Genomic DNA, 24,059 nt, shown 5'->3' with positions numbered 1-24,059 from the left:
GGCACCGGCGGCTACAGGATCGGGGACCACTCCCGCAGCAACACGATCTCGTAGCCGTCCACCGCTGTGTACGGGTCCTGACCGAGGATGTCCCGCAGCTCCGCCTCGTCCGCCACCTCGTACACGTGCAGGGCCCCGCTGTCGTCGGCCCAGGGGCCGGCGGTCACCAGCCGGCCCTGTTCCTTGAGGCGGCGCAGGTGTTCCCGGTGCGCGGGGCGGGCCGCGAGTCGTCTGGGGTCGCCGTCGAAGGCCAGTTGCAGCACATATCTCGCCATGCCGCGTCACGTTAGGGCGCGGTGGCCCGGCCGGTCAGCATCGTGGGTCACGGGGGTGGTGTATCACGGGATACATGACGTACACACTGGCCTGCCTGCCCATGTTCGGCGGGCTCGGCGAGGAGCGGCTGCGCGCGCTGGAGGCGGTGGCCCGCGCGCGGCGGTACGCGGCCGGGCAGGTCCTGTGCACGGAGGGTGATCCGGCTGATCAGCTGATCGTGCTGCTGGAGGGGCGGGTCAAGGCGGGGCGGGTGAGCGCGGAGGGCAGGGAGGTGGTCCTGGCCGTGGAGGCGGCGCCGGTCGCGTTCGACAAGACGGCGCTGCTGGTGGACGGGCCGCACCGGGCCACGCGCACGGCCATGACGGCGGTGCGGGTCGCCTACCTGCCGCGCGCCGCCGTGATGGACCTGGTCGCCTCGGAGCCGTCCGTGGCGGCGCGGATGCTGCGCACGCTGGCCGCCAGCGTACGGGATCTCGACGAACGGCTGCTGGACGCGGCGACGCGGGACGTGCCGTCGCGGGTGGCCTCCTGGCTGGTACGGCGCTGCGCCGGCGGCCGGGTGCCGCTGCACGGCGGGCAGGCGGGGCTGGGGGCCGAGATCGGTGCGACCCGGGTGAGCGTCAACCGGGCCCTGCGGGGGCTCGAACGGCGGGGCGTGATCGAGATCGGCGCGGGCGAGGTGCTCGTGCTCGACCCCCACCTCCTGGCCCACCTCGCCGCCCTGCCCACCCCTCCCCCATGACCTCCCACGTAGCCTCGCCCCCGGCCTCTCGCACGGCTTCCCGCATCGCCTCCCGCACGACCTCCCCCGTTGCCTGGCGCACGACCTCCCACATCCCCCCTGCGGGACTTCCGCGTGGCCTCCCATATGCGGCCTCCCGGGTGGCCTCTCGCCGCGGCTGTTGCCGGAGCCGTGTGGACGGTGGCGCCGCCACCGGATGGGCCCGGCCCGCCCAGTCGTCTGATCGCCGCGTTCCAGGGCTGTCCGGGCCGCACATACCCTGGATAAGTGACGACACTTGTCCTGGACGGCGGGCTGGCGACGCAGCTCGAAAGGCTCGGCGCGGACCTGCGCGACGAGCTGTGGTCGGCGCGGCTGCTGCTGGAGGAGCCGGAGCTGATCAGGCGCGTGCACGCCGACTTCTTCGCGGCCGGCGCCGACGTGGCCACCACGGCCAGCTACCAGGCCTCGCTGCCGGGATTCGCGCGGCGCGGGCTGGACGCGGCCGAGGCGGCGCGCCTGCTGCGACTGTCGGTCGAGCTGGCGGGGCAGGCCCGGGATGAGGCGGGGCGGGGGCTGGTGGCGGCCTCGGTGGGCCCGTACGGCGCCTACCTGGCCAACGGCGCCGAGTACACCGGCGACTACGACCTCGACGAGGACGGCCTGTACGCCTGGCACCTGCCGCGCTGGGAGATCCTGACGGAGGCGGGGGCCGACCTGCTGGCGTGCGAGACGATCCCGTCCTACCCCGAGGCGCGGGCGCTGGCCAGGCTGCTGCGGAGCACGCCCGAGGTGAAGGCGTGGGTGAGCTTCTCCTGCCGCGACGGCGAGCGGCTCAACGACGGCACGCCGATCCGGCGGGCCGCCGCGCTGTTCATGGGCAATCCGCAGGTGGTGGCCGTCGGCGCGAACTGCACGGCGCCCCGTCACCTGCCCGGGCTGATCTCGTGCCTGTCCGGCGGCCTGCCCGTCGTGGTCTACCCCAACTCGGGCGAGACGTGGGACGCGGCCGGCCGTCGCTGGCTGGGCCTGGCCGACCCGGTGGAGTTCGGCGTGGCCGCCGTGGAGTGGCAGCGGGCGGGCGCGTCGCTGATCGGCGGCTGCTGCCGTACGACACCCGAACACATCGGCCAGATCCGCGCCCGCCTGACCTGACCGCCGGCGAGCGCCCGGCAAGACCCCGCGCGCAGCCGGCGGACCCACCACGGGAGCCCGCGCACGAGTGGGTGCGCGAGCCCTCCGCGCGGCGAGGGCCGGTGGCTACGCGATGGCCGGGGCGGTGCCGCGGCGGCGGTCGAAGACGCGGTCGAGGGCGAAGGCGCCGCCCCCCGTGAACCCGACCGCCAGGCTGGCCGCGGCCAGCGCCAGCACGAACTCGTAGCCGCCCTCGCCCGCCAGCCCGTTGGCGCCGTGGACGAAGACGATCGCGCCGATCATGTCGAGGGCCAGCAGCGCGCCCGCGACGGGCAGCGCCACGCCCAGGATCAGCGCCAGCCCACCGGCGATCTCCAGAACGGCCACGGCCGGAGCCGCCAGGCCGGCCAACGGGATGCCGACGGACTCGAAGAACTTGGTCGTGCCCGCGATCCCCATGGTCGCGAACTTCTGGTAACCGTGCACCAGGAAGATCACCCCGACGGCGATCCTGGCGAGCAGCAGGACGACGGGACGCACCTGATCCACCATGCGCTCTCCTCGATGATTGTTTGAATTTGAACGGCAAGTCTAGCAGTGGTCGTTCAAATTCGAACGACAGTACACTGATGCGGTGACGGACCCCCGGACAGACCCCCGCTGGCTGGACGCGACCGAGATGGCGGCGTGGCGCGCCTTCCTGTCCACCTCCCATCTCCTCGAACGGCGCATCGAGGAGCAGCTCAAGGCCGCCGCGGGGCTCACCCACCCGCAGTACGAGATCCTGGTGCGGCTCGCCGACGCCCCCGGCCGCCGGCTGCGCATGACGGAGCTGGCCAGGGGCGTCGTGTCGTCGAAGAGCGCGCTGACGTACCAGATCACCCAGCTGGAGAAGGCCGGGCTGGTCAGGCGGGAGACCTGCCCGTCCGACGACCGCGGCGTGCTGGCGGTGCTCACCGAGGCGGGCATGAGCTGCCTGGACCGGGTGGCGCCCGGCCACCTGGAGGTCGTGCGCGAATATCTGATCGACCGGCTCAGCCGAGATGAGCTGCGCGCCATGACGAGCGCGATGCGCAAGACGGAGGAGGCCTTACGCTCCTCCGGGTGACCGGAGCCCTAGTGCTTGGCGGCCGCGGCGCGGGCGGCGCGCTCCATCTCGACCTTGGCGCTGGCGGCGTACTTGTCGACGTATTCCTGCCCCGACAGCTCCATCAGCGCGTACATGATCTCGTCGGTCACCGCGCGCAGCACCAGCCGGTCGTCCTCCATGCCGTAGTAGCGGGAGAAGTCGAGCGGCTTGCCGAACTTCACGCCCGGCCGGATGCCGAGCTTGGGCAGCAGCCGCCCGGGCGGCATCATCTCGTAGGTGTTGACCATCGCCCACGGGATCACCGGCACCCTCGACTCCAGCGCGAGCCGGGCCACGCCGGTCTTGCCCTTGTAGAGGCGGCCGTCGGGCGAACGGGTGCCCTCGGGGTAGATGCCCAGGATGTTGCCCTCGCGCAGGATGCGCAGCCCGGTGCGCAGGGCGGCCTCGCTGGCCTTGCCTCCTGAACGGTCGATCGGCACGGTGCCGACCCCGCTGAAGAACAGCCGGGTGAAGAAGCCCTTGACGCCGCTGCCGGTGAAGTAGTCGGCCTTGCCCAGCGAGATGACCTTGCGGCGGATCTGCAGCGGGCCGAAGAAGTGATCGGCGAACGACAGGTGGTTGCCGGCCAGGATCGCGGGCCCCTGCTTCGGGACGTTGTCGGCGCCCTCGGTCCACGGCCTGAACACGAGGTGGAGGAACGGCCCCAAGATGGCCTTGACCACCCAGTAGAACACCTGGCACCTCTTCCTGCGCACGTCGTCATGCGGGCACTTCGTCCGGCCGTCATCCACCGGCGGGCAGAGTCATCTTCCCACCTCGACGGCCATGCTCCTACATCACCTCTCGCACAAACACCTCGAAACATGCGACGATCGGGCCGTTCTGGAGGAAATAGCCGGAATGAAACAGCACAGAGGAGCTGTTATGCCGCTCATGCCAGGCGCGGAGCCCTACCACCACGACGCAGGTCAGATCGGCGTGTTGTTGTGCCACGGTTTCACCGGGACGCCGCAGTCGCTGCGACCGTGGGCCGAGTACCTGGCCGGGCACGGGGTCAGCGTCTCGCTGCCCCGCCAGCCGGGGCACGGCACCAGGTGGCAGGAGATGAACCGGACCCGCTGGGAGGACTGGTACGCCGAGGTGGAGAAGGCGTTCGCGGACCTCCAGGGCCGGTGCGCGGAGGTGTTCGTGGCGGGGCTGTCGCTGGGCGGCTGCCTGGCGCTGCGACTCGCCGAGGTGCACGGCGCGGCCATCAGAGGCGTGATGGTGGTCAACCCGTCGATCACGCTCGACGTGCCGCTGCTGCGGCTGGCGCCCCTGCTCAAGTGGTTCGTCGCGTCGGTCCCCGGCGTCGCCAACGACGTCAAGAAGCCCGGCGTGAGAGAGCTGGCCTACACCCGCACCCCGGTGAAGGCGGCGGCCTCGCTGCCCGGCCTGTGGTCGCTGGTGCAGGCCGACCTGGCGAAGGTGACACAACCGCTGCTGGTCTTCCACAGCACGGAGGACCATGTGGTCAAGCCCGCGAGTGTCGCGATCATCCGTGCGAAGGTCCCGCAGGCCACGATCGAGGAGCTTACCGATAGCTACCATGTTGCGACGCTGGACAACGATGCCGACAGGATCTTTGCCGGTAGCCTCGACTTCATCCGGACACATGCCTCGGTACCCTTGCAGAGGGACTGATCGCACCCAGGGGGAAGTCGCGATCGCTGCGGAGAGGCCCATCTAGGTGACGCCCCAGAGTGACGAGGACGAGGTCTGGCGGCAGATCGTCGCGTCCTTCAACGACACAGCCGAGCGCGACTCGGCCGACCAGCCATGGCCGGACAGCGAAAACGTCCCCGCCGAGCCGATCCGCCGGGTGGTCAAGCCGCCGGAGCACCCGGAGGGCGACGACGCGGCCGGCCGCGATCCCGAGGACGACCCCACCGGCCGGGACGACGACGAGGAGGAGGAGGAGGGGCACTTCGAGCCCCCGCCGCCGCCTCCGCTGCCCAAGGTCGACCTGGCGACCAAGCTGGCGTGGGTGGCGCTGTTCGGCGGCCCCGCCTACCTCCTGGTCGCGGCGATGGCCAGCTGGCACATGGAGGGCTGGGCGCTGTTCACCGCGGTGGCGGCGTTCATCGGCGGGTTCGTGGCGCTCGTGGTGCGCATGGGCGACGGCCCGCCCAACGACTCGGGCTGGGACGACGGCGCGGTCCTGTGAACCCGTTCTGGAACGACGGCGCGGTCCTCAGGAACGCGCCCCGGAACTGCGGCGCGGTCCTCTGAACGCCATCGCCTCCGCCGGGCCGGGCGGTCTCGCGGCCGCCCGGGACCGTCTCGCGGCCGCTCAGGACTTCTGGGTGGTCGTCTTGGGGGCGAACGTCTCCACCACGTCGGTGTAGCGGTCGGCCTTGTCGACCGCGTGCCCCACCGCCCACACCGTGCCCTTGCCGGCCAGATAGGTCACGGCCTGCAGCCGTACGCTGCTCCTGCCCTTCGTGGCCTCGCCCCTGATGACCTCGCAGCGCCCCTTCTCGCAGCGCGTCATGAACGGCTCCGCGGCCCGGGAGGGGTCGTAGCCGGTCATCCAGTAGCGGCCCTTGCCGTCGCCGGTCACCCCGTAGATCCTGGCCTCGGCGCCGGGCAGCCGCAGCCGGCGCCAGCGCTTGCCGTTCCAGGCCAGCGCGAGCGGTGAGATCTCGCCGGGCCCGCGGTAGACGCCGCCCACGGCCAGCGCCCGCTTGGAGTTGTCGACCTGGAGGTCGCGCAGGTAGCCGCCGGGGACGGACGGCACCGGCATGGACTTCCACGTGCCGCCGGAGCTGTGCATGATCAGCGGCCCGGCGCCGGTGTCGCCGACCGCGAACCCGCCCGCCACCGCGTAGAGCGCGCCCTTCTCCTTGGTCTGCTGGGCGCTCCAGGTGCTGCCCTGGCCGGTGAGGATGAGGGCCTGGCGCTCGCGGCTGCCGACCGCCACGACCTTGCCGGATCTGGCGTCGATGCCGCCGAGCCAGTCTCCCGCCCGCAGCGCCTGCGGGCGGAGCCGGTCGAACCCGCTGGTGTCACCGTGGGCGAGGTAGGGCACCCCGTCGTGCCCGTCGCCGACCGCCCACACGTCGGACGCCGACGCGGCGGCCAGCCCGCGCAGGTTGCCCGCGGCCGTGGCGTCGCGCACGCTGACCTCGGACCACCTGGCGCCGTCCCAGTGGCGGATGGTGCCGCGGTTCTTCCAGACGTCCCAGATCTCCTGCTGTCCGACCACCCACACGTCGGTGGGAGAGATCGCCAGCACGTCGGACAGGGAGCCGTCGGGCTGGAGGCGGACGCTGGTCGACTGCTGCCATGCCTCAATCTGGGCCTCGCTCTGGGCGGGGCGGGGATCGGCATGCGCGGCGGGCGTGACCTGCGTCAAGGCCACGGACGTCGCCAAGATCAAGGAGAGCGCACGCCGCTGAGAGCGACGGGTCATGAGGAAATGCTACGGGTTGGAGAGCCTGTTCTGCCCTCTAGTGCCCAACTCGCAACTCCGCGGCGACGGGCAGATGGTCGCTGGCCCCGGCGAGATCGGCGCTCGGCGCGTCCACTCCCCCGCAGGACAGGACGCTCGTCTCGCGCGCGGCGAAGACGGCGTCGATCCGGGCGGACGGCCGGCCGGCGGGGAAGGTCAGCCCGTCGCCTTTCGGCGCCACGGCGTAGCAGTCTGCCAGGCGGCCGGCCAGGTAACGCCAGGCCGGCTGGTGCGCGCGCTCGTTGATGTCGCCGGCCAGCACGATCGCGGCGTCGTGGCGGGCCGCCACGCTCTCCATGATCGCCATCGCCTCGGCAGCGTGATGCGACCTGGCCGCCTGGTGCAGGTCGAGGTGGAGCGAGCCGACGGCCAGGCACGCCCCCTCGGCGCGCACCACGGCGACGGCCAGCCCGCGCCGCTCCAGGCCGAGGAAGGAGCGCAGCGCGTGGCTCTCGGCGTGCAGGACGCGCACGCGCCGGCCGGTCAGCACGGTCACTCCGCCGGTCCTGGCGGGGGTGGCCACGGCGAGCGCCGTCGCGGCGGCCGGGGCCGCGCGCCTGGCCCGCCAGCGGCCGAACCTGGGCGCCTCCTGCACGCACACCACGTCGGCGCGCACGGCGGCCAGGACCCGGCCCAGCGCGGGGACGTCGTCGCGCATCCCGTGGACGTTGTAGGTCGCGATCCTGATCGTCACGTGCGGGCGGCGGCTCTAGCGCCGCCTGGCCAGGTCGGCCGCGCCCACCACCCCGGCCGAGGCGCCCAGCTCGGCCAGCTTGATCTCGGCCAGCGGGCGGTGCCCCCTGCCGGTGATCCGCTCGCCGAACGCCTCTCTCGCCCGGTCCATGAACAGGTCGGCGGCGCGGGAGACGCCGCCTCCGACGATGAAGCAGCCGGGGTCGAGGATGGCGGCCAGGTCGGCCATGCCCTGCCCGAGCCAGTCGCCCAGGCTGCGGAAGGCGGCCAGCGATGCCTCGTCGCCCAGCCGGGCGGCCTCGGTGACCTCCTCGCCCTCGATCTTGCCGCCGGCCAGGCCGAGCAGGGTGCGGGCCCGCTCCGGCTCCGCCTCGGCGATCTCCCTGGCGTCCTTGACCAGGGCCTGGCCGCTGGCGTACTGCTCCCAGCAGCCGACGTTGCCGCATCCGCACTGGCGCCCGCCGGGCAGCACCTGCATGTGGCCCAGCTCGGCGCCCATGCCCCAGCGGCCGCGGAAGAGTGCGCCGTCGAAGACCAGGCCGCCGCCGATGCCGGTGCCGAGGGTGACGCAGACCACGTGGGACTGGCCCCTGCCGGCGCCGAACCGGGTCTCGCCCCAGGCCATGGCGTTGGCGTCGTTCTCGATCACGACCGGCAGGCCGACCATGCCGCTGATCTTCTTCTGCAGCGGCTCCTCGCGCCAGGCCAGGTTGGGCGCGAAGCGCACCATCGACCGGGTCTCGTCCACGAACCCGGCCGCTCCGACGCCGACGGCCTCGATGTCCCTGCCCTGCGAGAGCTCGCGAACGACGTCGGCCACCGTCTCGGCCACCACGTCCGGCCGGTCGGCGGCGGTGGGCCTCAGCGTGTGTTCGACGATCTCGCCACTGTCGTCGACCACGCCGGCGGCCACCTTGGTCCCGCCGATGTCGACACCGATCGTGAGCATGCCCCGTGTCTCCTCTATCCCAGATCTATGTGTTCCACGTCGCCGCGATCGCGTCCGTCGCGGTCGTCGCGCGGCCTGCTGTCGCGTGTCGCGGGCCTGCTCAGCGCGTCGAGCGCGCCGCGGAAGGCGGCGAACAGCTCACCGCCCGCGGCCACCAGGTGCCCGGTCACGTCGCCGCCGGACTCGCGCTGCGCCGCGATCGCCCGGCAGACCGGGCAGGCGCGGCAGATGTACTCGCCGTGCGGCTCGGAGACGGCCTCCTCCCACACGTCCCGCTCCTTACGGCCGCCGCCGGTGAAGGAGTTGAACACGGTCCTGCCGACCTGGCGGGTCGCCCGGCCCTGGATCGAGTCGAACAGCTTGCGCGCCTCGTCGGCCACCGTGCCGATCGGATCCCTGGTGTCCCCGGCGCCGGCGCTTCTGTCCCTGCCGGTGTCCCTGCCGGTGTCCCTGCCGGTGTCCCTGCCGGTGTCTCTGTCGTTGCTCTCGGTCATCCTGGCCCTCCCTGACTTGTGGGTCGCTCATCCATTCAACTCATCAGGTCGCGGATTCGCTCCCGGAGTCGTACGGCTGCGCGGACCAGGTCACGCGGAGCACCCCGTCGCGCAGCGCGGCACCGCTGATCTTCCTGCGGGCCAGCGCCGCGGGCAGCGCCAGGATCCTGCGGTACGGGCCCGCGGTGACGATGAGCTCGTCGCCCTTGCGGGCCAGGTCGACGTCCTCGCGGCCGGCGCCCGGCAGGGCCAGCGAGAGCTCGTCCGCGCTCATCCGCAGCGGCGGCTCGACGGAGTGGGGGGCGAACGGGTCGGCGTCGCCGTACATCGCGGCCCCGACCTCGGCCAGCGCGTCCTTGCCGACGGGCTCGGCGGGCAGGTAGGGGACCACGTGGACGGGCAGCGGCGCGAACGACTGCTCCGCCTCGGACAGCAGGCGCGACTGCGCCGCCACCCACTGGGCGCGCCACTCGTCGGCGCCTCCGGCCGGGAAGACCCGGTTGGCGACGACGGCGTCGACGCGGTAGCCGTACAGGCTGAGCGAGGTCAGGGTGCGCCTGGCCTCGGCGAGCACCACGGCCTCGGGGGTGAGCACGAGCCGGACGGAGGCGTGGTCGCCGGTCAGCAGCTCGCGCACCTCCATGAGGCCGCGGTGGAAGCGCTCGCCGGCGTTGACGACGTCCTCGCCGGGGGCGCTCACGTGGGCCACGCTGCGCACGAACGGCGAGACCAGCCGCAGGACCTTGCGGCCGACGGGCATGAGCCTGGAGACGTGCCAGTCGAGCGCCTCGGGCAGGGCCAGCAGCCGCAGCGTCTCGGCGGTGGGCGCGCAGTCGACCACGATCACGTCCCAGCGGCCCTCGCGGGCGTGCTCGCGCAGCTCCAGCAGGGCGATGACCTCCTCGGCGCCGGGCAGGACGGTGATCTCCTCCGAGGTGATCTCGTCGAGGCCCAGCTCGCCCAGTACGCCTCTGGCGTAGTCGCGCAACTCGCCCCAGTGGCGCTCCAGCGTCTTCTGCGTGTCCACCTGGTGCAGACGCAGGCCGGGCGCGATCTCGCCCGGCTCGACCGCGAGCGCGTCGGCCAGCGAGTGGGCGGTGTCGGTGGAGACGATGAGCGTCTTGAGGCCGCGGCGGGCCGCGAGCGTGGCGGTCGCGGCGGCGGCCGTCGTCTTGCCGACGCCGCCCTTACCGGTGAAGAGCAGGACGCGCGGGCTCAAGTCAGCGGCCTTCGACGCGCTTCTTGAGGCCCTTGAGCGCGGTGTCCACGATCACTTTCTCCGCCTTGCGCTTGATCAGGCCGATCATGGGGACGCTGAGATCGACCGTCAGCTCATATGTCACCTCGGTGTCACTGCCCGCGCCGGCCAGCCGGTAACTTCCCTTGAGCTCGGAGACCATCTTCCCCGGCTCCGCCACCTGCCAGCTGACGCCCTCGTCGCCCTGCCAGGCGTAGGCGAGGGTGTAGGAGTCGCTGATCGGGCCGGCGTCCAGCGCGAAGCGGACCGTGCGCGGCCGGCCGTCCTCGTCGCGGGTGAGGACCTCCGCGCTCTTCACCTGCCCCGCCCACTGCGGGTAGGAGGGGAAGTCCGCGATGACCGCCATGACCTCGGCGCGGCCGGCGCCGATGGTGGTGCTCGAAGTGGTGCGATCAGCCATGCGAACACCGTAGTGCACAAACCACCGGTCGCGGCGGACCCGTGGAGGTGGCGGCCAGATCACCATTCCATGGCATACGGGATGCCCTTTCCGCGGAAGTGACCCACGTTCACGCACTCGGTGCGCCCGATCCTGGCGCGCGGGCGCAGCGGGTTGTGCACGTGGCCGAACAGGGCGTAGCGCGGCTGGGTGCGCCTGATCGCCTCCAATGTCGCCTCGCTGCCGCGCTCGAACCTCCTGGCCACCACGTCGTAGAGCAGCTCGGGCAGGGCCGGCGGGATGTGACAGCACAGCACGTCCACCTCGCCGACGGCCTCGACCTTGGCGGCGTACTCCTCGTCGCCGATCTCGTACGGCGTGCGGTAGGGCGTCGTGAGCCCGCCGCCCACGAACCCGAACCGCAGGCCGCCGATCTCCGCCACCTCGCCGTCGAGCACCCGGTGGCCGGGCCTGAGGTAGTCGGACCACAGGCGCGGGATGTCCACGTTGCCGTAGGTGAGGTAGGCGGGGGTGGGCATGGCGGCGAAGAGGGTGGCGTACTGGGCGCGGACGTTGCGCTCGATGTGCTCGCGCGGATCGCCGTCGAGCGTCGCCCACAGCCGCGCCGACATGTCCCTGGCCTCGTCGAAGCGCTTGGCCGTGCGCAGGGCGATGAACCGCTCGGCGTTCCCGGCGCCGAACAGGTCGGCGAAGATGCCCTGCGCGTGGTCGTCGTAGTCGATGAACAGGATCAGGTCGCCCAGGCAGATCAGCGCGTCCGCCCCGTCACCCGCCCTGGCCAGTGCGTCGGCTCTGCCGTGGACGTCGCTGACGACATGGACCCTCATGAGGGAATCCTAAGAGCCGCTGCTGCTAGCGTGTGAAATGCCCTTCATAACGCCTCAATGACGGAGCTACCGGTGCGTAACTTCAGCCGGTAACGTCCAGGCCGTCCCCGAAGAGGAGTTGAGTTCGTGCGCGAGTACAGCGTCCCCGTCCTGGTCGACGTGCCTGCGTCCGCGGGTCTGGCCGACACCGTCTTCCGCCGGGCGGAGCAGGAGCCGGGCGCCGTGGTGATGCGCCGCAAGGCCGGCGACGGCTGGCCCGTCGTCACCGCCGCCGAGTTCCGCGACCAGGTGGCCGCGGTGGCCAAGGGGCTGATCGCGGCGGGCATCGGCCACGGTGACAGGGTCGCGCTCATGTCGCGTACGCGCTACGAGTGGACGCTGGTCGACTACGCCATCTGGGCCGCCGGCGCGGTGACCGTGCCGATCTACGAGACCTCCTCCGTCGAGCAGGTCAGGTGGATCCTGGAGGACAGCGGGGCCAAGGCGGCGTTCGTCGAGCTGGACGCGCACGAGGAGGCCGTCAAGGAGGCCGCGCCAGGGCTGAAGTCGGTGTGGCGGGTGGACGCCGAGCCGGAGACCGGCGCCGTCACCGACGCCGACCTCGACGAGCGCAGGCGGCAGGTCACCTCGTCGGACCTGGCCACGATCGTCTACACCTCCGGCACCACGGGCCGGCCCAAGGGCTGCCGGATCACCCACGACAACCTGCTGTTCACCGCGCTCAACGTGCTGCGCGGGCCACTGGAGCCGCTGTTCGCCAGGAAGGACCCGGCGGCGCTGCTGTTCCTGCCCCTGGCCCACATCTTCGCCCGCATGATCCAGGTGGTGCTGTTCGAGGCGGGCGCGATCATCGCGCACACGCCCAACATGAAGAACGTCGCCCCCGACCTCCAGGACTTCAAGCCGACGTTCCTGCTGGGCGTGCCGCGCGTGTTCGAGAAGGTCTACAACAGCGCCGAGCAGAAGGCCATCTCCGGCGGCAAGGGCAAGATCTTCGCCCGCGCGGTGGACGTGGCGGTGGCCTGGAGCAAGGCCGAGAGCGCGGGCGGCGCGCCGCTCGGGCTGCGGATCCAGCGGGCGGTCTTCGACAGGCTGGTCTACTCCAAGCTGCGCGCGGCCACCGGCGGCCGGCTCTCGGCGGCGGTGTCCGGCGGCTCCGCGCTGGGCGAACGGCTCGGCCACTTCTTCAAGGGCGTCGGCATCGAGGTCTTCGAGGGGTACGGTCTGACCGAGACCTCGGCTCCCGTCTCGGTCAACATGCCCGGCGCCAACAAGATCGGCACCGTGGGCAAGCCGCTGCCCGGCGTCACGCTGCGCATCGGCGACGACGGGGAGATCCTGGCCAAGGGCCGCAACGTCTTCTCCGGCTACTGGCACAACGACGCCGCCACCGACGACGTGATCGACTCCGAGGGCTGGTTCCACACGGGCGACCTGGGCGAGCTCGACGCCGACGGCTACCTGCGGATCACCGGGCGCAAGAAGGAGATCCTGGTGACGGCGGCGGGCAAGAACGTGGCGCCGGGGCCGCTCGAGGACGCGCTGCGCGCGCATCCGCTGATCTCCCAGGCCATGATCGTGGGCGACGGGCGGCCGTTCGTCGCGGCCCTGATCACGCTCGACCCCGAGGCCGTGCCGGCCGGCTCCACCGTGGCGGGCCTGCGGACTGATCCTCAGGTCCAGGCCGAGATCCAGGGGGCCGTGGACCGGGCCAACCTGATGGTGTCCAAGGCCGAGCAGATCAAGAAGTTCGTGATCCTGGACGCGGACGTCACGGAGGAGAGCGGGCATCTGACGCCGACGCTCAAGGTGAAGCGCAACGTGGTGATGCGGGACTTCTCCGGCGAGATCGACAGGTTGTACGAGGGGCGCTAGGTCCCTAAGAAAAACCCGGCGTCCGATTTGCTGGCATGGGCGCGGATAAAAGCTGGAATTCCCTCACGAATAAGCCGCCACAACATAAGCGGATTTTTCCGAATTGGGTCCGCTTTGCACCTTCCGAACAGGGGAATCTCCATTCGATTCCCCTCTTCCCGGCGCCGATTCACGGTGTATCCTCGGGGCAAAGAAAAGCACGGGACCGGAGATACACTGAATCCCCGGTCCCTACCTACAAAGGTAGAGGATTCAATCGTGAGTATCAAGGACGCCACCATCGAGGAACTCGGCGTCGAGTTCGCCACCAAGGTTCACAACGAGTTCGTCCAGACCCGCGCCGACCAGATCATGATGGGCGAAGACCTCACCCGCCGCATCAACGGCGTCGCCAACCAGGTCAAGAGCCTGAATGGAACGGTCCAGAAGCTCGACGCCAGGGTCGGGCGTCTCGAAACCGCGGTCGACCAGCTCGACACCAAGGTCGATCAGCTCGACGCCGCGGTCAATCGGCTCGACACCAAGGTCGATCAGCTCGACACCAAGGTCAATCGGCTCGACACCAAGGTCGACCAGCTCGACGCCAAGGTCGATCAGCTCGACGCCGCGGTCGATCGGCTCGACGCCAAGGTCGAGTGCCTCGAGGTCAAGGTCGACGCGGGGTTCGACAAGGTGGACGGGCAGATCTCAAGCTTGCAGAAGGGCCAGATGGAGATGATGAACATCCTCATCGCCATCCAGCGCAAGCTCGACGTCAACTGACCATGAGGATGTAGCCGCGCGGTCGCGAAGAGGGCGGGCCCACGTACGCGGGGGCCCGCCCTCTTCGCGCCCCTCAGGAGGCACTGGCCGGTCGGAGGGGTGAGCAACGCGGCGGGCGGATCTCAACAGGTTCCGTCAGGGCCGGCCAGGCTTCACGACCCGGGTCCGACAGCACCACTCTCGGGCATTCGTTCCGAAACCGTGCGTTGACAGTGGGAAATGTTCGATTTCTGATGAAAGAAGGTGAGGGAACTCGGGGGAATCTGAAGGGTCCGGCAAGGAGGAACCATCATGGCCCAACGTTCGCCGATCACCCGCCGCGATCTCCTGCTCGGGGCCGCCGCCACGTTCGGTGTGCCCGCCGTACTGGCCGGGTGCGGCTCGGACGCTCCCGCTCCCGCCCCCGGACGGACGGGCGGCGATCCGGGCACGGTCACGATCGGCTCGAACGCCTCCGACGAGATCCCGAAGAAGAGTCTCGACACCGTGGTCAAGGGCTTCACCCAGGCCACGACCAGGATCAACACGGTCGACCACAACACGTTCCAGGAGAACATCAACCGCTACCTGCGCGGCACCCCGGAAGACGTCTTCACCTGGTTCGCCGGCTACCGCATGCAGTTCTTCGCCGAGCAGGGGCTGGCCACCGACATCTCGGACGTGTGGCAGGAGATCGGCGGCAACTACACGCAGGCGTTCAAGGACCAGTCGACCGGGGTCGACGGCAAGCAGTACTTCATCCCGTTCACGTACTATCCGTGGGCCGTCTTCTACCGCAAGAGCGTGTGGCGGGAGAAGGGCTACACGCCGCCCGCCACGCTCGACGAGTTCACCGCGCTGGCCAGGAAGATGCGGGCCGACGGGCTCATCCCGATCGCGTTCGCCGACAAGGACGGCTGGCCGGCGATGGGCACGTTCGACATCCTCAACCTGCGCACCAACGGCTACGACTTCCACGTCTCGCTCATGGCGGGCAAGGAGTCGTGGACGGATCCGCGGGTCAGGCAGGTGTTCGACACCTGGCGGGGGCTGATGGAGTTCCACCAGCCGGCGGCGCTGGGCCGTACGTGGCAGGAGGCCGGGCAGTCGCTGGCGCAGAAGAAGACCGGGATGTACCTGCTCGGGATGTTCGTCGCCCAGCAGTTCCCCGAGGCCGACCGCGACGACCTCGACTTCTTCACCTTCCCCGAGATCAACCCGGCGTACGGGACCGACTCGATCGACGCCCCCATCGACGGCTACATGATCTCCGCCAAGGCCAAGAACGTCGAGGGCGCCAAGGCGCTGCTCAAGCACTTCGCCCAGCCCGCCTCGCAGAACATCGCCACCGGGCTCGACCCCGGCACGCTGGCGGCCAGCTCGAAGGCCGACACCTCCGGCTACAGCGCCCTGCAGAAGCGCGGCGCGGAGCTGGTGTCGAAGGCCACGCACATCGCGCAGTTCCTCGACCGTGACACGCGGCCCGACTTCGCCTCCACGGTGATGATCCCGTCGCTGCAGTCGTTCGTCGGCGAGCCCGATGAGATCGACTCCCTGCTGACGAGCATCGAGAAGCAGAAGGCGAACATCTTCCGCTGATGGCCGTCAAGACCCGTCGCTACTCCGCCCGCGACGTGACCGTCCTGGTCATCGGGCTGGGGGTGGCCATCGTCGTCAACGTGGGCCTCATCTGGGGGCCCACGCTGGCCTCCGTCGGGCTCTCCGGCACCGACTGGAACGGCATCGGGCCGATCGAGTGGGTCGGCGGCCGCAACTACCACGACCTGTCGGCCGAGTATCCGCCGTTCTGGTCGGCGGTCCGCAACAACGTGCTGTGGCTGGGCTTCCTGGGGCTGGTCGCGACGCCGTTCGGGCTGTTCTGCGCGGTGCTGCTGGATCGGCGGCTGCGGCTGTCGCGGTTCTACCAGAGCGCGCTCTACATGCCGGTCGTGCTGTCGCTGGCCGTGGTCGGCTTCATCGCGCAGCTCGTCTACTCCTCCGACTACGGCGTGCTGAACGCGGTGACCGGGCTGAGCGTGGACTGGCTGGGCGACAGCTCCGTCAACATCTGGGTGGTCATGGTCGCGGCGGCCTGGCGGCACGTGGGCTACGTCATGATCATCTATCTGGCGGGGCTGAAGGCGGTCGATCCGGCGCTGAAGGAGGCGGCGGCGATCGACGGGGCCAGCGAGCGGCAGGCGTTCTTCCGGGTGGTCTTCCCGACGCTGCGGCCGGTGAACGTGATCGTGCTGGTCATCACGGTGATCGAGGCGCTGCGGGCGTTCGACGTCGTCTACGCCATCAACAAGGGCAGGAACGGGCTTGAGCTGCTGTCGGTGCTCGTCACGGAGAACATCGTGGGCGAGGCGAGCAGGATCGGGTTCGGCTCGGCGATCGCGGTGATCCTGCTGGTGATCTCGATCGGGTTCATCGTCACGTACCTGTCGCAGCTGTTCAGGGAGGAGCGATGACGCTCACCGCCCCCGCCGCCGCTCCTCCGGCCCAGGAGAGGCCCGCCGCGCCGCGGCGTCCGGTCCGGCCGCTGCGGGTCCTGCTGCACGTCTTCCTGGGGCTGGTGGCGCTGGGGTGGCTGCTGCCGCTGGCGCTCGCCGTCTACGCGTCGGTACGGCCGTACGAGGAGACCGCCAGGCTCGGCTACGTCTCGATGCCGGAACACCTCACGCTCGACTACTACGTACAGGCGTGGACGCAGGCCGAGCTGCCCCGCTACTACCTGAACACACTGATCATCGTGGTGCCGGGCGTGGTGGTGACGCTCTTCCTGGCCTCGTTCACCGCGTTCGCGATCGCCCGGCTGCGCGTGCCGGGGCGCAAGGTCCTGCTGATCGTCTTCACCGCGGGTAACCTGCTGCCGCCGCAGGTGCTCATCACCCCGCTGTACACGTTCTACACGCTCGTCCCGCTGCCCGGGTGGCTGTCGGACTCGCAGTCGCTCTACGACTCCTACCTGGGGTTGATCCTCATCCACGTGGCCTTCCAGTTCGGCTTCTGCGTGTTCGTGATGGCGAACTTCATGCGCACGATCCCCGAGGAGATCACCGAGGCGGCGCTGGTGGACGGGGCCGGGGTGTGGAAGCGGTACTGGCGGCTGACGCTGCCGCTGTGCCGGCCGGTGCTGGCGGCGCTGTCGACGTTGCAGTTCACCTGGATGTACAACGACTTCCTGTGGGCGCTGGTGCTGATGTCGTCGGGCGACAAGCTGCCCGTCACCTCGGCGCTGAACAACCTGCGCGGCCAGTTCTTCACCGACTACAACCTGCTGGCCGCCGGGTCGATGCTGGTGGCGCTGCCGACGCTGATCGTCTTCCAGTTGCTGCACAAGCAGTTCGTGGCGGGGCTGACGCTGGGCTCGACGAAGGGCTAGAGCAGGGCGTGGAAGCGGGCGGCCACCTGGTCCCAGGCCCACTCCCGGATGATCCAGTCGCGCCCTGCCCGGCCCAGCTTGCGGGCCTTGGCGGAGTCGCTCAGCAGCTCCACGACGGCCTGGGCCACCTCTCCTGTGTTCTCGCCGTCGACCACGAGCCCGGTGTCGCCGGGCCGCACCGCGTCCGGCGCGCCGCCGGACGCGCCCGCCACCACCGGCAGCCCGCTCGCGGACGCCTCCAGGAACACGATCCCGAGCCCTTCCACGTCCACCCCTTTCAGCCGGGTACGGCACGGCATCGCGAACACGTTCGCCACCGCGTAGTAGCCGGGCAGGCTCGCCGCCGGAACCGTGCCGGTGAACCTGATCGACTCGCGCCCGGCCGCCAGGCGCTCCAGCGTCCGCCGGTACGGGCCGCCGCCCACGAGCAGCAGCACCGCGTCCGGCACCGAGCGCAGCACGTGCGGCCAGGCTCTGATGAGCCGGTCCTGGCCCTTGCGCGGCACCAGGCGCGACACGCACACGACCACGGGCCGGCCGGCCAGTCCGAGCGCGGCCCGCAGACCGGGCGGGGCCGCGCCGGGGTGGAACTGCTCGACGTCCACGCCGGGCGCGAGCCGGACGAGCTTGGCCTCCGGGACGGCGGCGATCAGCCGTTCGCGGGTGTAGTCGCCGAGATAGGTGACGACGTCGGCGTGCGCGCCGATCCTGCGCAACACCGAGCGGAAGCCCGGCGCGCTCGCCCACGACGCCTCGTGGCCGTGGGTGAGCATCACCACGCGCCGCGCGCCGGCCGCGCGCAGCCGGGGGGCGAGCAGCCCGAGCGGGGCCGCCGCCCCGAACACGACGGTCCGCGCGCCGTGCTCGGCCACGAGCCCGGCCGCCGTGCGGGCGACGGCCGGGGTGGGCAGCATCAGCCGCGTCGGATGCCGGACCACCCGGTACGGCTGGCGCCGGTCGAACTCCGCGCTGCCCGGCCAGGCGGGGGCGTAGACCACCGCGTCCCGCGTGCGCAGCGCCAGCCCGTGCACGAACGACTGGATGCCGCCCGGCCTGGGCGGGAAGTCGTTCGTGACGAAGAGCACGCTGTGCGGCCGGCCGCTCGCGGGGTGGGTCACGGTCGCGGGACGCCGTTCAGCTCGGCCCAGGAGCGGGCCAGCGCGATGCGCTGGGGGGCGGAGGGGTGGGAGGCATAGAGCACATATTCCACCGCATCCGGCGACAAGTCGGAAATATTGGTCAATGCGAGGCGTTTCTGCATGGCCACGAACGTGGCCGGGTCCCGGGTGAGGTCGAGCGCGTGGGTGTCGGCCCTGGCCTCGACGTGCCGGCTGATCAGGTTCTGGGCGGGGCCGAGGAGCACCGAGCCGAGGGTGATCAGGCCCATGAGCGCGCCGGCCGCGCGGGGGTCGGTGATCGAGGTGACGCCTGTACGCCGCCGTACCGTGCCGAACAGCAGGAACAGCACGATCACGCCCAGCCCCGACCCGAGCGCGCCGAGAAGCGTGCCGTGCAGCACGTCGTCGTGCTTGGCATGGCCGAGCTCGTGCGCGACGACCAGCGCGACCTCGCGCTCGGGCGCCCGCAGCAGCGTGTCGTAGACGACGATGCGCCGGGTGGCGCCGAAGCCGGACACGTACGCGTTGAGCGCCGTCGTCCTGCGCGAGGCGTCGGCCACCAGCACGTCCTCGACCGGCACGCGGTCGCGCTCGGCCAGCTCCAGCAGTTCGGTGCGGAGCGGGCCCGGCCGCATCGGGGTGAAGTCGTTGAAGATCGGCTCGAACACCACCGGATAGACGAACGACGCCGCCACCGTCAGCGCGAACGCGCCCGCCGCCGCCGGGATCCACCAGCGCCTGACCCTGCGGGCCAGCGCCATCAGGGCCAGCAGCATCACGCAGAGCAGCAACGCCTCCACGCCCATGCTCTTCAGCCGGTCCCCCGCCCAGCTCGACCAGTTCTGGACCGACAGGCCGTAGTCGCGCAGGATCGTCTCGTACCAGACGCCCAGCGGCCACCTGACCAGCTCGGTGATCGCGGTGATCAGCACGACGCCGAGGATCACCCGCAGCCACCACGGGCCTTTCAGCCGCCCTGTCACCTTCGCGCCGAACGGGGTGGCGACGAGGAGGCCGGCGAAGACGAGGGTGAGGGCGAGCGAGAGGTAGGCGGGCAGGCTGGTGACCGCGTCGAACGCGCGCGCCTTCGCGATCTGGGCGGCGGTGAAGTCGCGGGACGGGTCCGGCGGCCCGCCGGTCAGCGCCTGCCAAGGCGTGCTGAACGCGGCCACGGCCAGGACGGCGAGGCCGAGCAGCACGAGCGTGATCGCCGCCGGCCGCCCGAGGCCGCCGCCGGAATCCGGCTCCCGCTCCCCCACAGCTCCCTCCTCCCCTCCGTACGGCCTGCCACGCGTCTCTCCAGCGCCAGCGGGCCCTGGGGCGGGCTGTGGGACGAATTCCGGGGCGGAGGTGGTGTCGCCGGGTCCGGGTGGGTTCGTGGCGGTCACCGCCGTCGTGGCGGCGTCCGGGGGCTCGTCCCGCCTCGGTGAGTCCTCCGCGTCCTGCCGTTCGCTCATCTGGCTCCCCTTCACCCGAGCTGATCCCGCACGTACGCGCGCCACCGTGCCGTCAGTGTGGCGACCGTGAGTCCCCGCGCGGCGAGCGCCCGGTCGGCGCCTGTCGTCCTGGCCGCGCGGTAGAGCCTCACCAGCGTCTCCTCGCCGAACCGGTCGGCGAGGAAGCGACACGCCAGCCACGCCTCCTGGTACGCGCGCGCCGGCCGCGCCGGGTCCCGGCCGTCCGCCGCGAAGTCCGCGGAGCCGGGCAGCGCGTCCGGCAGGCGTCCCGCGCGCACCTCGGCGGCCAGTTCGGCGGCGACGGTCGTCACGGGCAGCCCGGCGTCGCGGTAGCCCACGTAGTCGGCGAACCCTTCGTACAGCCAGATCGGGAGCCCGTCGGTGCCCGCTGCGACGTGGGTGAGCTCGTGGGCGAGCACGACGTCCTTGCCGGTGGGGGTGAGGGTGGCGAAGAGCTCGGGAACGACGATCACGCGCCCGCCGTCCGCCATCGCGGCCAGCCCGTCGACCCGGGCCACGCGCGCCAGGCGGGCGGCCTCCTGGGCGGAATCCGGCACGATCACCAGCGGGCGCACCGGCCTGCCGAGCACTCGGGCGACCCTGAGCCCCGCCCTGTCGGCCCTCACCGCCAGCTCCTCCAGCCCGCCGCCACCGCTGCCGCCGCCGTCCTTGCCGTCCCCGCCCTTGCCGCCGCCCTTGTCGTCGTCCGCAGCGCCGCGGGCGTCTTCACCGCCGCTACTGGCGCCGGAGCCCACGACCGTGGAGAGCCGTCCGCGGCGGATCACCGTGCCGCGGCCCGGCCAGAGGTCGCGCGCCTCCGGGGGAAGGATCGGGGAGTCGTGGAGCGGCGCGCCGCCGGAGGCGATGAGCAGCAGGCAGGCCACCACGGCTCGTCGGCTCACCTGCTCGGACACGAAGCCCGATCGTAGCCGGACCCGCACGGACTTCATCCCGGCCGAGCCGGCGCCGCCCTCACCGGCCCGGTCCGCACCGCCGTTCCGGCCGCCCGGCCCGTCGGGGGCGCCATCGGGACGTGCCATGGGGTCTTGTACGTGCCTGGTGGGTGGCCGTAGGTGCGCTGTGAGGGCCGGGGACGAGCCGCGGATGGGCCGGGGACGGGCCGTGGGCGGCCCTGGACGTGCGAGAGCCCCGTCCGGATCCGGGAAGGCTTTCCGTGGATCCGGGCGGGGCTTCTTCACATGCCGGGACGGACCGCGCCGACGAATGACGACCGGCGCCAACCGCCCAGCTTGTCGATGCGCACCCGTTCGCCTGTCCGAGGCGAGTGGATCATCTTGCCCTTGCCGACGTACATGCCGACGTGGCCGAGCCCGTTGAAGAACATGAGATCACCGGGCTTCAACTGCCGCCAGGAGATCTTGTTCCTGATGCGGGCGAACTGGCTGCTCGCCACCCGCGGGAGCTTCACTCCGGCTCGCTTCCAGGCGAACTGGACGAGACCGGAGCAGTCAAACGAACCAGGTCCTGTGGCTCCGTACCGGTACGGGTCACCGATCTGGTTCTTGGCCACGGCGACGGCCTTGCGGGCCTTCGCTTGCTGCCGAGCGACCTTGGCTGCCCTTCGCTGGGCGGCCGTGACCTTCTTCGAGGTCTTGGCGGTGGTTTCCGCCTTCACCGTCGTGACGGTCGATTCGCTCGTCGTCTCCGCCTGAGCCGTCGGAGCAAGGAGGATGGCACCTCCGGCCGTCACGGTCATGGTGAGCGCTACGCCACTCAGGGCAAGGCGGGACAGACGGGGGTTATGCAGGGAGCTGGACAGGATTTCTCCTTGTGTCTTCCACGAACGCCTACCGGGTTAGCTGACGGATTCGGGCCTGGAAGTCGCCCTACGGCGCGATACGCGCGCCGATTCACCCCTGATCCCTGGGGAAACGTGGGATCGCTGGGTCCCCGGCTCCGTGCCTCCTGGCTGCACGGATTCGGCAGGTCGAAGCCCCGGTGAAATGACATGGGGATATCGGGGAACGACCGGCGGATTTCTATCTGTCGCACATCGGGAGGGGACCGATGCGGGTTCGCGGGGCCATGGCTTGTGCACCGCGACGACGCCAGAAGCTACGCCGGAAGTTCAAGGATCGGCAAAGCGTGAGCCCGGCTGTAAAGATCAGACAGAGGACTTTGTCAGATTCGAAACCCCTGCTGGAACACCAGGTTATGTTATGGAAATGTGACCCTGCTCACACTTGTGCGAGCCCAAGATTGTCAGGCCCAAGTTGTCGCTTATGTCACAGATTTCCCGCTTAAATCACGCGTTCGGGGCCCGGGAGCGCTCCCGGGACTTCTGACCGGCTTGAGGGACAGTCGCGGCAGATTTCCGGATATGTACGGCGGCGGCCGTAGGCATCGGCACAGGCCGCGAGGCGATTCCAAAACGCGACTCCGCCTCGTGAACGATGATCCATAGTAGGAAGAGGCGGAAAAAATCCCGCCGCCGGCCGAGAGCGGCCGGACGACGGGACAGGAAACCAGTCGCTACGGACGCACGGCCCCCACCAGCGTGCTGCCGTACGACGAGAGCTTGACCACCTTGACGACGTCACCCGTCTGCGGCGCGTGCACGATCTGCCCGTTGCCCGCGTAGATGCTGACGTGCCCGAGCCCCGCGCTGAAGATGAGGTCACCGGGCTGCAGCGACTTGAGGTCCACCTTGCGGTTGGCCCCCCACGCCCACTGCTGCCACGTCGTACGGGGCAGCGAGACCCCGGCCGCCCGCCAGGCCGCCTGGGTCAGCCCCGAGCAGTCGTACGAGCTCGGCCCCGTGGCGCCGAACCGGTACGGCTTGCCCACCTGCGCGAACGCGAACCGCAGCACCGCAGCCGCGCTGCCCGAGGCGGGGCCGGTGTACTTCAGGCCCACGCTGTTGGGGTTGCCCGGGTTGTAGGCCCCCAGTTTCTCCAGCAGCTTCTTCTGGTCCTTGATCAGCTTGAGGATCTCCGCGCGTTCCTTCTCGACGGCGTCGCGCTCCTTGTCTGCGTCCTGCAGCGCCTTCTGCGCCTTGCCCCGCTCGACCTTCAGGCCCCGGTTCTCCCGGTCGAAGGCCGCCAGCTTCTCGGCCTTCTCCTGCGAGACCTGCCCGGCCAGGGCCAGCCCGGCGAGCATGTCCTGCGGGTTGGGCGAGCCGAAGATGCCGGGCCACGAGGTGACGTCGTTGCCGGCCTGATAGCTGGAGACCGCCATGCCGACGACCTCGGCCCGCAGGTCCGCGACCGTGGCCAGCTTGCGCTTGTAGCTCGCGTTGAGCTCGCCGTACGTGGACTTGGCCTTCTTGTAGCGCTCGGTCGCCGTGTTGTAGCGGTCGACGACCTTGTCGGCCTTGTCGTTGAGCTTGTCGAGCTTGGCCTTCGCCTGCGCGAGCGTGGGTTTGGGGTCAGCCGTGGCCGCCCCCATGGGGATCAGCATCAGCCCGAACGCGAGACCCGTGGCCACCGGCACCCGGCCAAACCTCACTGTGTCGCCTCCCAGGGATTATATCTGGGGCGAAATAGTACAGAAGTGGCGGGTGTGGTTCGACTAAACCGCCATTTCGTAACTTAGGCGCGACCGAGCCTGCGCAGCAGCAAACCCGACGGAACGGGTCTGGCTCCCATCCGCCGGACGGACTCGGCGACCTCGCGGTCCGACGACACCACGGCGATGGCCCTGCCTGGGGGTTCGGCGCGGACGAGCTGGCGGATGAGGTCGTCGGCGATCTCCCCCGGCGCGCTGAACAGCACCCGTACGCCGCGAGGGGCCACCACCTGCACGGGGGCGTTGAGCTCGGCTCCGTCGAAGACCACGGTCACCTCGACCCTGGTCTGCGCCACCAGCCCGCCGAGCCCGGTCATGAGCCGGTTGCGCTGGTCGGCGAGGGTGAGGGTGCCGTAGCCGGTCTTGGTGACGTTGTAGCCGTCGATGATCAGGTGCACCTGGGGCAGGGCGAGCAGCTGGTCGAGCAGCTGCGGGTCGTCGTCGGCCAGGGCCCGCGCGGGGACGCCGCGCACGCCGGGGCGCTCGCCGGTGACGGCCGCGACCGAGTCGGCGGGCCGGCTGATCGTGGTGGGCAGGGCCAGCTCACGGCGCAGCCCGGCCGAGGCGTCCTGCAGCGCGTCGAGCAGCACGCGTACGCGGGCGTCCTCGATGCTCCTGCC

26 protein-coding genes and 1 riboswitch are annotated in these 24,059 nt (G+C 70.8%); of the genes, 10 read left to right on the top strand and 16 right to left on the bottom strand.

The window, feature by feature from the left end:
• Nucleotides 1–11: 11 nt before the first annotated feature.
• Entirely contained in the window at nucleotides 12–275 is a 264-nt protein-coding gene (locus ABFX54_RS42575; protein ID WP_346112617.1) for a YciI family protein, read from the bottom strand.
• Between the two features lie 74 nt (nucleotides 276–349).
• Here ABFX54_RS42575 and ABFX54_RS42570 point away from each other — a divergent pair, with 74 nt between their 5' ends.
• Nucleotides 350–1,018 (top strand): Crp/Fnr family transcriptional regulator, encoded by a 669-nt coding sequence (locus ABFX54_RS42570; RefSeq protein ID WP_346112616.1) that lies wholly within the window; start codon nucleotides 350–352, stop codon nucleotides 1,016–1,018.
• Between the two features lie 267 nt (nucleotides 1,019–1,285).
• Complete coding sequence (gene mmuM, locus ABFX54_RS42565) at nucleotides 1,286–2,152, top strand: homocysteine S-methyltransferase (protein WP_346112615.1); 867 nt, start codon at nucleotides 1,286–1,288, stop codon at nucleotides 2,150–2,152.
• A 105-nt stretch (nucleotides 2,153–2,257) separates the two neighbouring features.
• On the opposite strand, the gene ABFX54_RS42560 is transcribed toward mmuM, so the two are convergent.
• Nucleotides 2,258–2,683: a DoxX family protein gene (locus ABFX54_RS42560; protein WP_346112614.1), complete on the bottom strand. Its 426-nt coding sequence runs from the start codon at nucleotides 2,681–2,683 to the stop codon at nucleotides 2,258–2,260.
• Between the two features lie 82 nt (nucleotides 2,684–2,765).
• On the opposite strand from ABFX54_RS42560, the gene ABFX54_RS42555 reads away from it, so the two are divergent.
• A complete protein-coding gene (locus tag ABFX54_RS42555) occupies nucleotides 2,766–3,239 on the top strand; it encodes a MarR family winged helix-turn-helix transcriptional regulator (RefSeq protein ID WP_346112613.1) in 474 nt (157 codons plus the stop codon).
• An 8-nt stretch (nucleotides 3,240–3,247) separates the two neighbouring features.
• Here ABFX54_RS42555 and ABFX54_RS42550 read toward each other — a convergent pair whose 3' ends face one another.
• Entirely contained in the window at nucleotides 3,248–3,955 is a 708-nt protein-coding gene (locus ABFX54_RS42550) for a lysophospholipid acyltransferase family protein (RefSeq protein WP_346112630.1), read from the bottom strand.
• Nucleotides 3,956–4,145: 190 nt separating this feature from the next.
• Between ABFX54_RS42550 and ABFX54_RS42545 the strand changes: the two genes are divergently transcribed.
• Both ABFX54_RS42545 and ABFX54_RS42540 read left to right on the top strand, forming a co-directional pair.
• On the top strand, nucleotides 4,146–4,904 hold the full coding sequence (locus ABFX54_RS42545; protein ID WP_346112612.1) for an alpha/beta hydrolase: 759 nt from the start codon (nucleotides 4,146–4,148) through the stop codon (nucleotides 4,902–4,904).
• Between the two features lie 46 nt (nucleotides 4,905–4,950).
• The gene (locus ABFX54_RS42540; RefSeq protein ID WP_346112611.1) at nucleotides 4,951–5,427 is read left to right on the top strand and encodes a hypothetical protein; all 477 of its coding nucleotides are present in this window, start codon (nucleotides 4,951–4,953) and stop codon (nucleotides 5,425–5,427) included.
• 126 nt (nucleotides 5,428–5,553) lie between these two features.
• Here the strand turns inward: ABFX54_RS42540 and ABFX54_RS42535 are convergent, their stop codons facing one another.
• Genes ABFX54_RS42535 through ABFX54_RS42505 form a run of 7 tightly spaced genes read right to left on the bottom strand, consistent with a single transcriptional unit; the run spans nucleotide 5,554 to nucleotide 11,335 of the window.
• On the bottom strand, nucleotides 5,554–6,675 hold the full coding sequence (locus ABFX54_RS42535) for a hypothetical protein (RefSeq protein WP_346112610.1): 1,122 nt from the start codon (nucleotides 6,673–6,675) through the stop codon (nucleotides 5,554–5,556).
• A gap of 37 nt (nucleotides 6,676–6,712) precedes the next feature.
• Nucleotides 6,713–7,408 (bottom strand): endonuclease/exonuclease/phosphatase family protein, encoded by a 696-nt coding sequence (locus ABFX54_RS42530; protein WP_346112609.1) that lies wholly within the window; start codon nucleotides 7,406–7,408, stop codon nucleotides 6,713–6,715.
• A 15-nt stretch (nucleotides 7,409–7,423) separates the two neighbouring features.
• Complete coding sequence (locus ABFX54_RS42525) at nucleotides 7,424–8,356, bottom strand: ROK family glucokinase (RefSeq protein WP_346112608.1); 933 nt, start codon at nucleotides 8,354–8,356, stop codon at nucleotides 7,424–7,426.
• Nucleotides 8,357–8,370: 14 nt separating this feature from the next.
• A complete protein-coding gene (locus tag ABFX54_RS42520; protein WP_346112607.1) occupies nucleotides 8,371–8,850 on the bottom strand; it encodes a DUF5304 family protein in 480 nt (159 codons plus the stop codon).
• A 43-nt stretch (nucleotides 8,851–8,893) separates the two neighbouring features.
• Nucleotides 8,894–10,069: an ArsA family ATPase gene (locus ABFX54_RS42515; RefSeq protein WP_346112606.1), complete on the bottom strand. Its 1,176-nt coding sequence runs from the start codon at nucleotides 10,067–10,069 to the stop codon at nucleotides 8,894–8,896.
• Between the two features lies 1 nt (nucleotide 10,070).
• Nucleotides 10,071–10,508, bottom strand: coding sequence for an SRPBCC family protein (locus ABFX54_RS42510; protein WP_346112605.1), 438 nt, complete (start codon nucleotides 10,506–10,508; stop codon nucleotides 10,071–10,073).
• 59 nt (nucleotides 10,509–10,567) lie between these two features.
• Nucleotides 10,568–11,335: a metallophosphoesterase family protein gene (locus ABFX54_RS42505; RefSeq protein WP_346112603.1), complete on the bottom strand. Its 768-nt coding sequence runs from the start codon at nucleotides 11,333–11,335 to the stop codon at nucleotides 10,568–10,570.
• Between the two features lie 126 nt (nucleotides 11,336–11,461).
• Between ABFX54_RS42505 and ABFX54_RS42500 the strand changes: the two genes are divergently transcribed.
• From ABFX54_RS42500 to ABFX54_RS42480, 5 genes are all read left to right on the top strand, one after another.
• Entirely contained in the window at nucleotides 11,462–13,210 is a 1,749-nt protein-coding gene (locus ABFX54_RS42500) for an AMP-dependent synthetase/ligase (RefSeq protein ID WP_346112601.1), read from the top strand.
• A gap of 258 nt (nucleotides 13,211–13,468) precedes the next feature.
• A complete protein-coding gene (locus tag ABFX54_RS42495) occupies nucleotides 13,469–13,972 on the top strand; it encodes a hypothetical protein (protein ID WP_346112599.1) in 504 nt (167 codons plus the stop codon).
• Between the two features lie 291 nt (nucleotides 13,973–14,263).
• A complete protein-coding gene (locus ABFX54_RS42490; RefSeq protein ID WP_346112597.1) occupies nucleotides 14,264–15,550 on the top strand; it encodes an ABC transporter substrate-binding protein in 1,287 nt (428 codons plus the stop codon).
• Nucleotides 15,550–16,422, top strand: coding sequence for a carbohydrate ABC transporter permease (locus tag ABFX54_RS42485; RefSeq protein ID WP_346112595.1), 873 nt, complete (start codon nucleotides 15,550–15,552; stop codon nucleotides 16,420–16,422). The genes ABFX54_RS42490 and ABFX54_RS42485 overlap by 1 nt, the downstream gene beginning before the upstream one ends.
• Nucleotides 16,419–17,336, top strand: a complete 918-nt coding sequence (locus ABFX54_RS42480) for a carbohydrate ABC transporter permease (protein WP_346112594.1) — start codon at nucleotides 16,419–16,421, stop codon at nucleotides 17,334–17,336. The genes ABFX54_RS42485 and ABFX54_RS42480 overlap by 4 nt, the downstream gene beginning before the upstream one ends.
• Here the strand turns inward: ABFX54_RS42480 and ABFX54_RS42475 are convergent.
• The 6 genes from ABFX54_RS42475 to ABFX54_RS42450 all read right to left on the bottom strand — a co-directional run.
• On the bottom strand, nucleotides 17,333–18,454 hold the full coding sequence (locus tag ABFX54_RS42475) for a glycosyltransferase family 4 protein (protein ID WP_346112593.1): 1,122 nt from the start codon (nucleotides 18,452–18,454) through the stop codon (nucleotides 17,333–17,335). The two genes, ABFX54_RS42480 and ABFX54_RS42475, sit on opposite strands and share 4 nt — an antisense overlap.
• Nucleotides 18,451–19,713, bottom strand: a complete 1,263-nt coding sequence (locus ABFX54_RS42470; RefSeq protein WP_346112592.1) for a M48 family metallopeptidase — start codon at nucleotides 19,711–19,713, stop codon at nucleotides 18,451–18,453. Before ABFX54_RS42470 ends, ABFX54_RS42475 begins: the two co-directional genes overlap by 4 nt.
• Before the next feature lie 209 nt (nucleotides 19,714–19,922).
• On the bottom strand, nucleotides 19,923–20,951 hold the full coding sequence (locus ABFX54_RS42465; RefSeq protein WP_346112591.1) for a gluzincin family metallopeptidase: 1,029 nt from the start codon (nucleotides 20,949–20,951) through the stop codon (nucleotides 19,923–19,925).
• Between the two features lie 155 nt (nucleotides 20,952–21,106).
• Entirely contained in the window at nucleotides 21,107–21,628 is a 522-nt protein-coding gene (locus tag ABFX54_RS42460) for a C40 family peptidase (protein ID WP_346112590.1), read from the bottom strand.
• Between the two features lie 73 nt (nucleotides 21,629–21,701).
• A riboswitch (cyclic di-AMP (ydaO/yuaA leader) is annotated at nucleotides 21,702–21,867 on the bottom strand.
• A gap of 537 nt (nucleotides 21,868–22,404) precedes the next feature.
• Nucleotides 22,405–23,379: a C40 family peptidase gene (locus ABFX54_RS42455; RefSeq protein ID WP_346112589.1), complete on the bottom strand. Its 975-nt coding sequence runs from the start codon at nucleotides 23,377–23,379 to the stop codon at nucleotides 22,405–22,407.
• Between the two features lie 83 nt (nucleotides 23,380–23,462).
• The coding region (locus ABFX54_RS42450; RefSeq protein WP_346112588.1) for an NYN domain-containing protein at nucleotides 23,463–24,059 on the bottom strand (597 nt) is incomplete at its 5' end.

The organism is Nonomuraea maheshkhaliensis (assembly GCF_039529435.1).
GTDB lineage: Bacteria > Actinomycetota > Actinomycetes > Streptosporangiales > Streptosporangiaceae > Nonomuraea > Nonomuraea maheshkhaliensis.
Note: the sequence above shows the minus strand (reverse complement) of the source record. Positions and strands in the feature narration are given on the sequence as shown.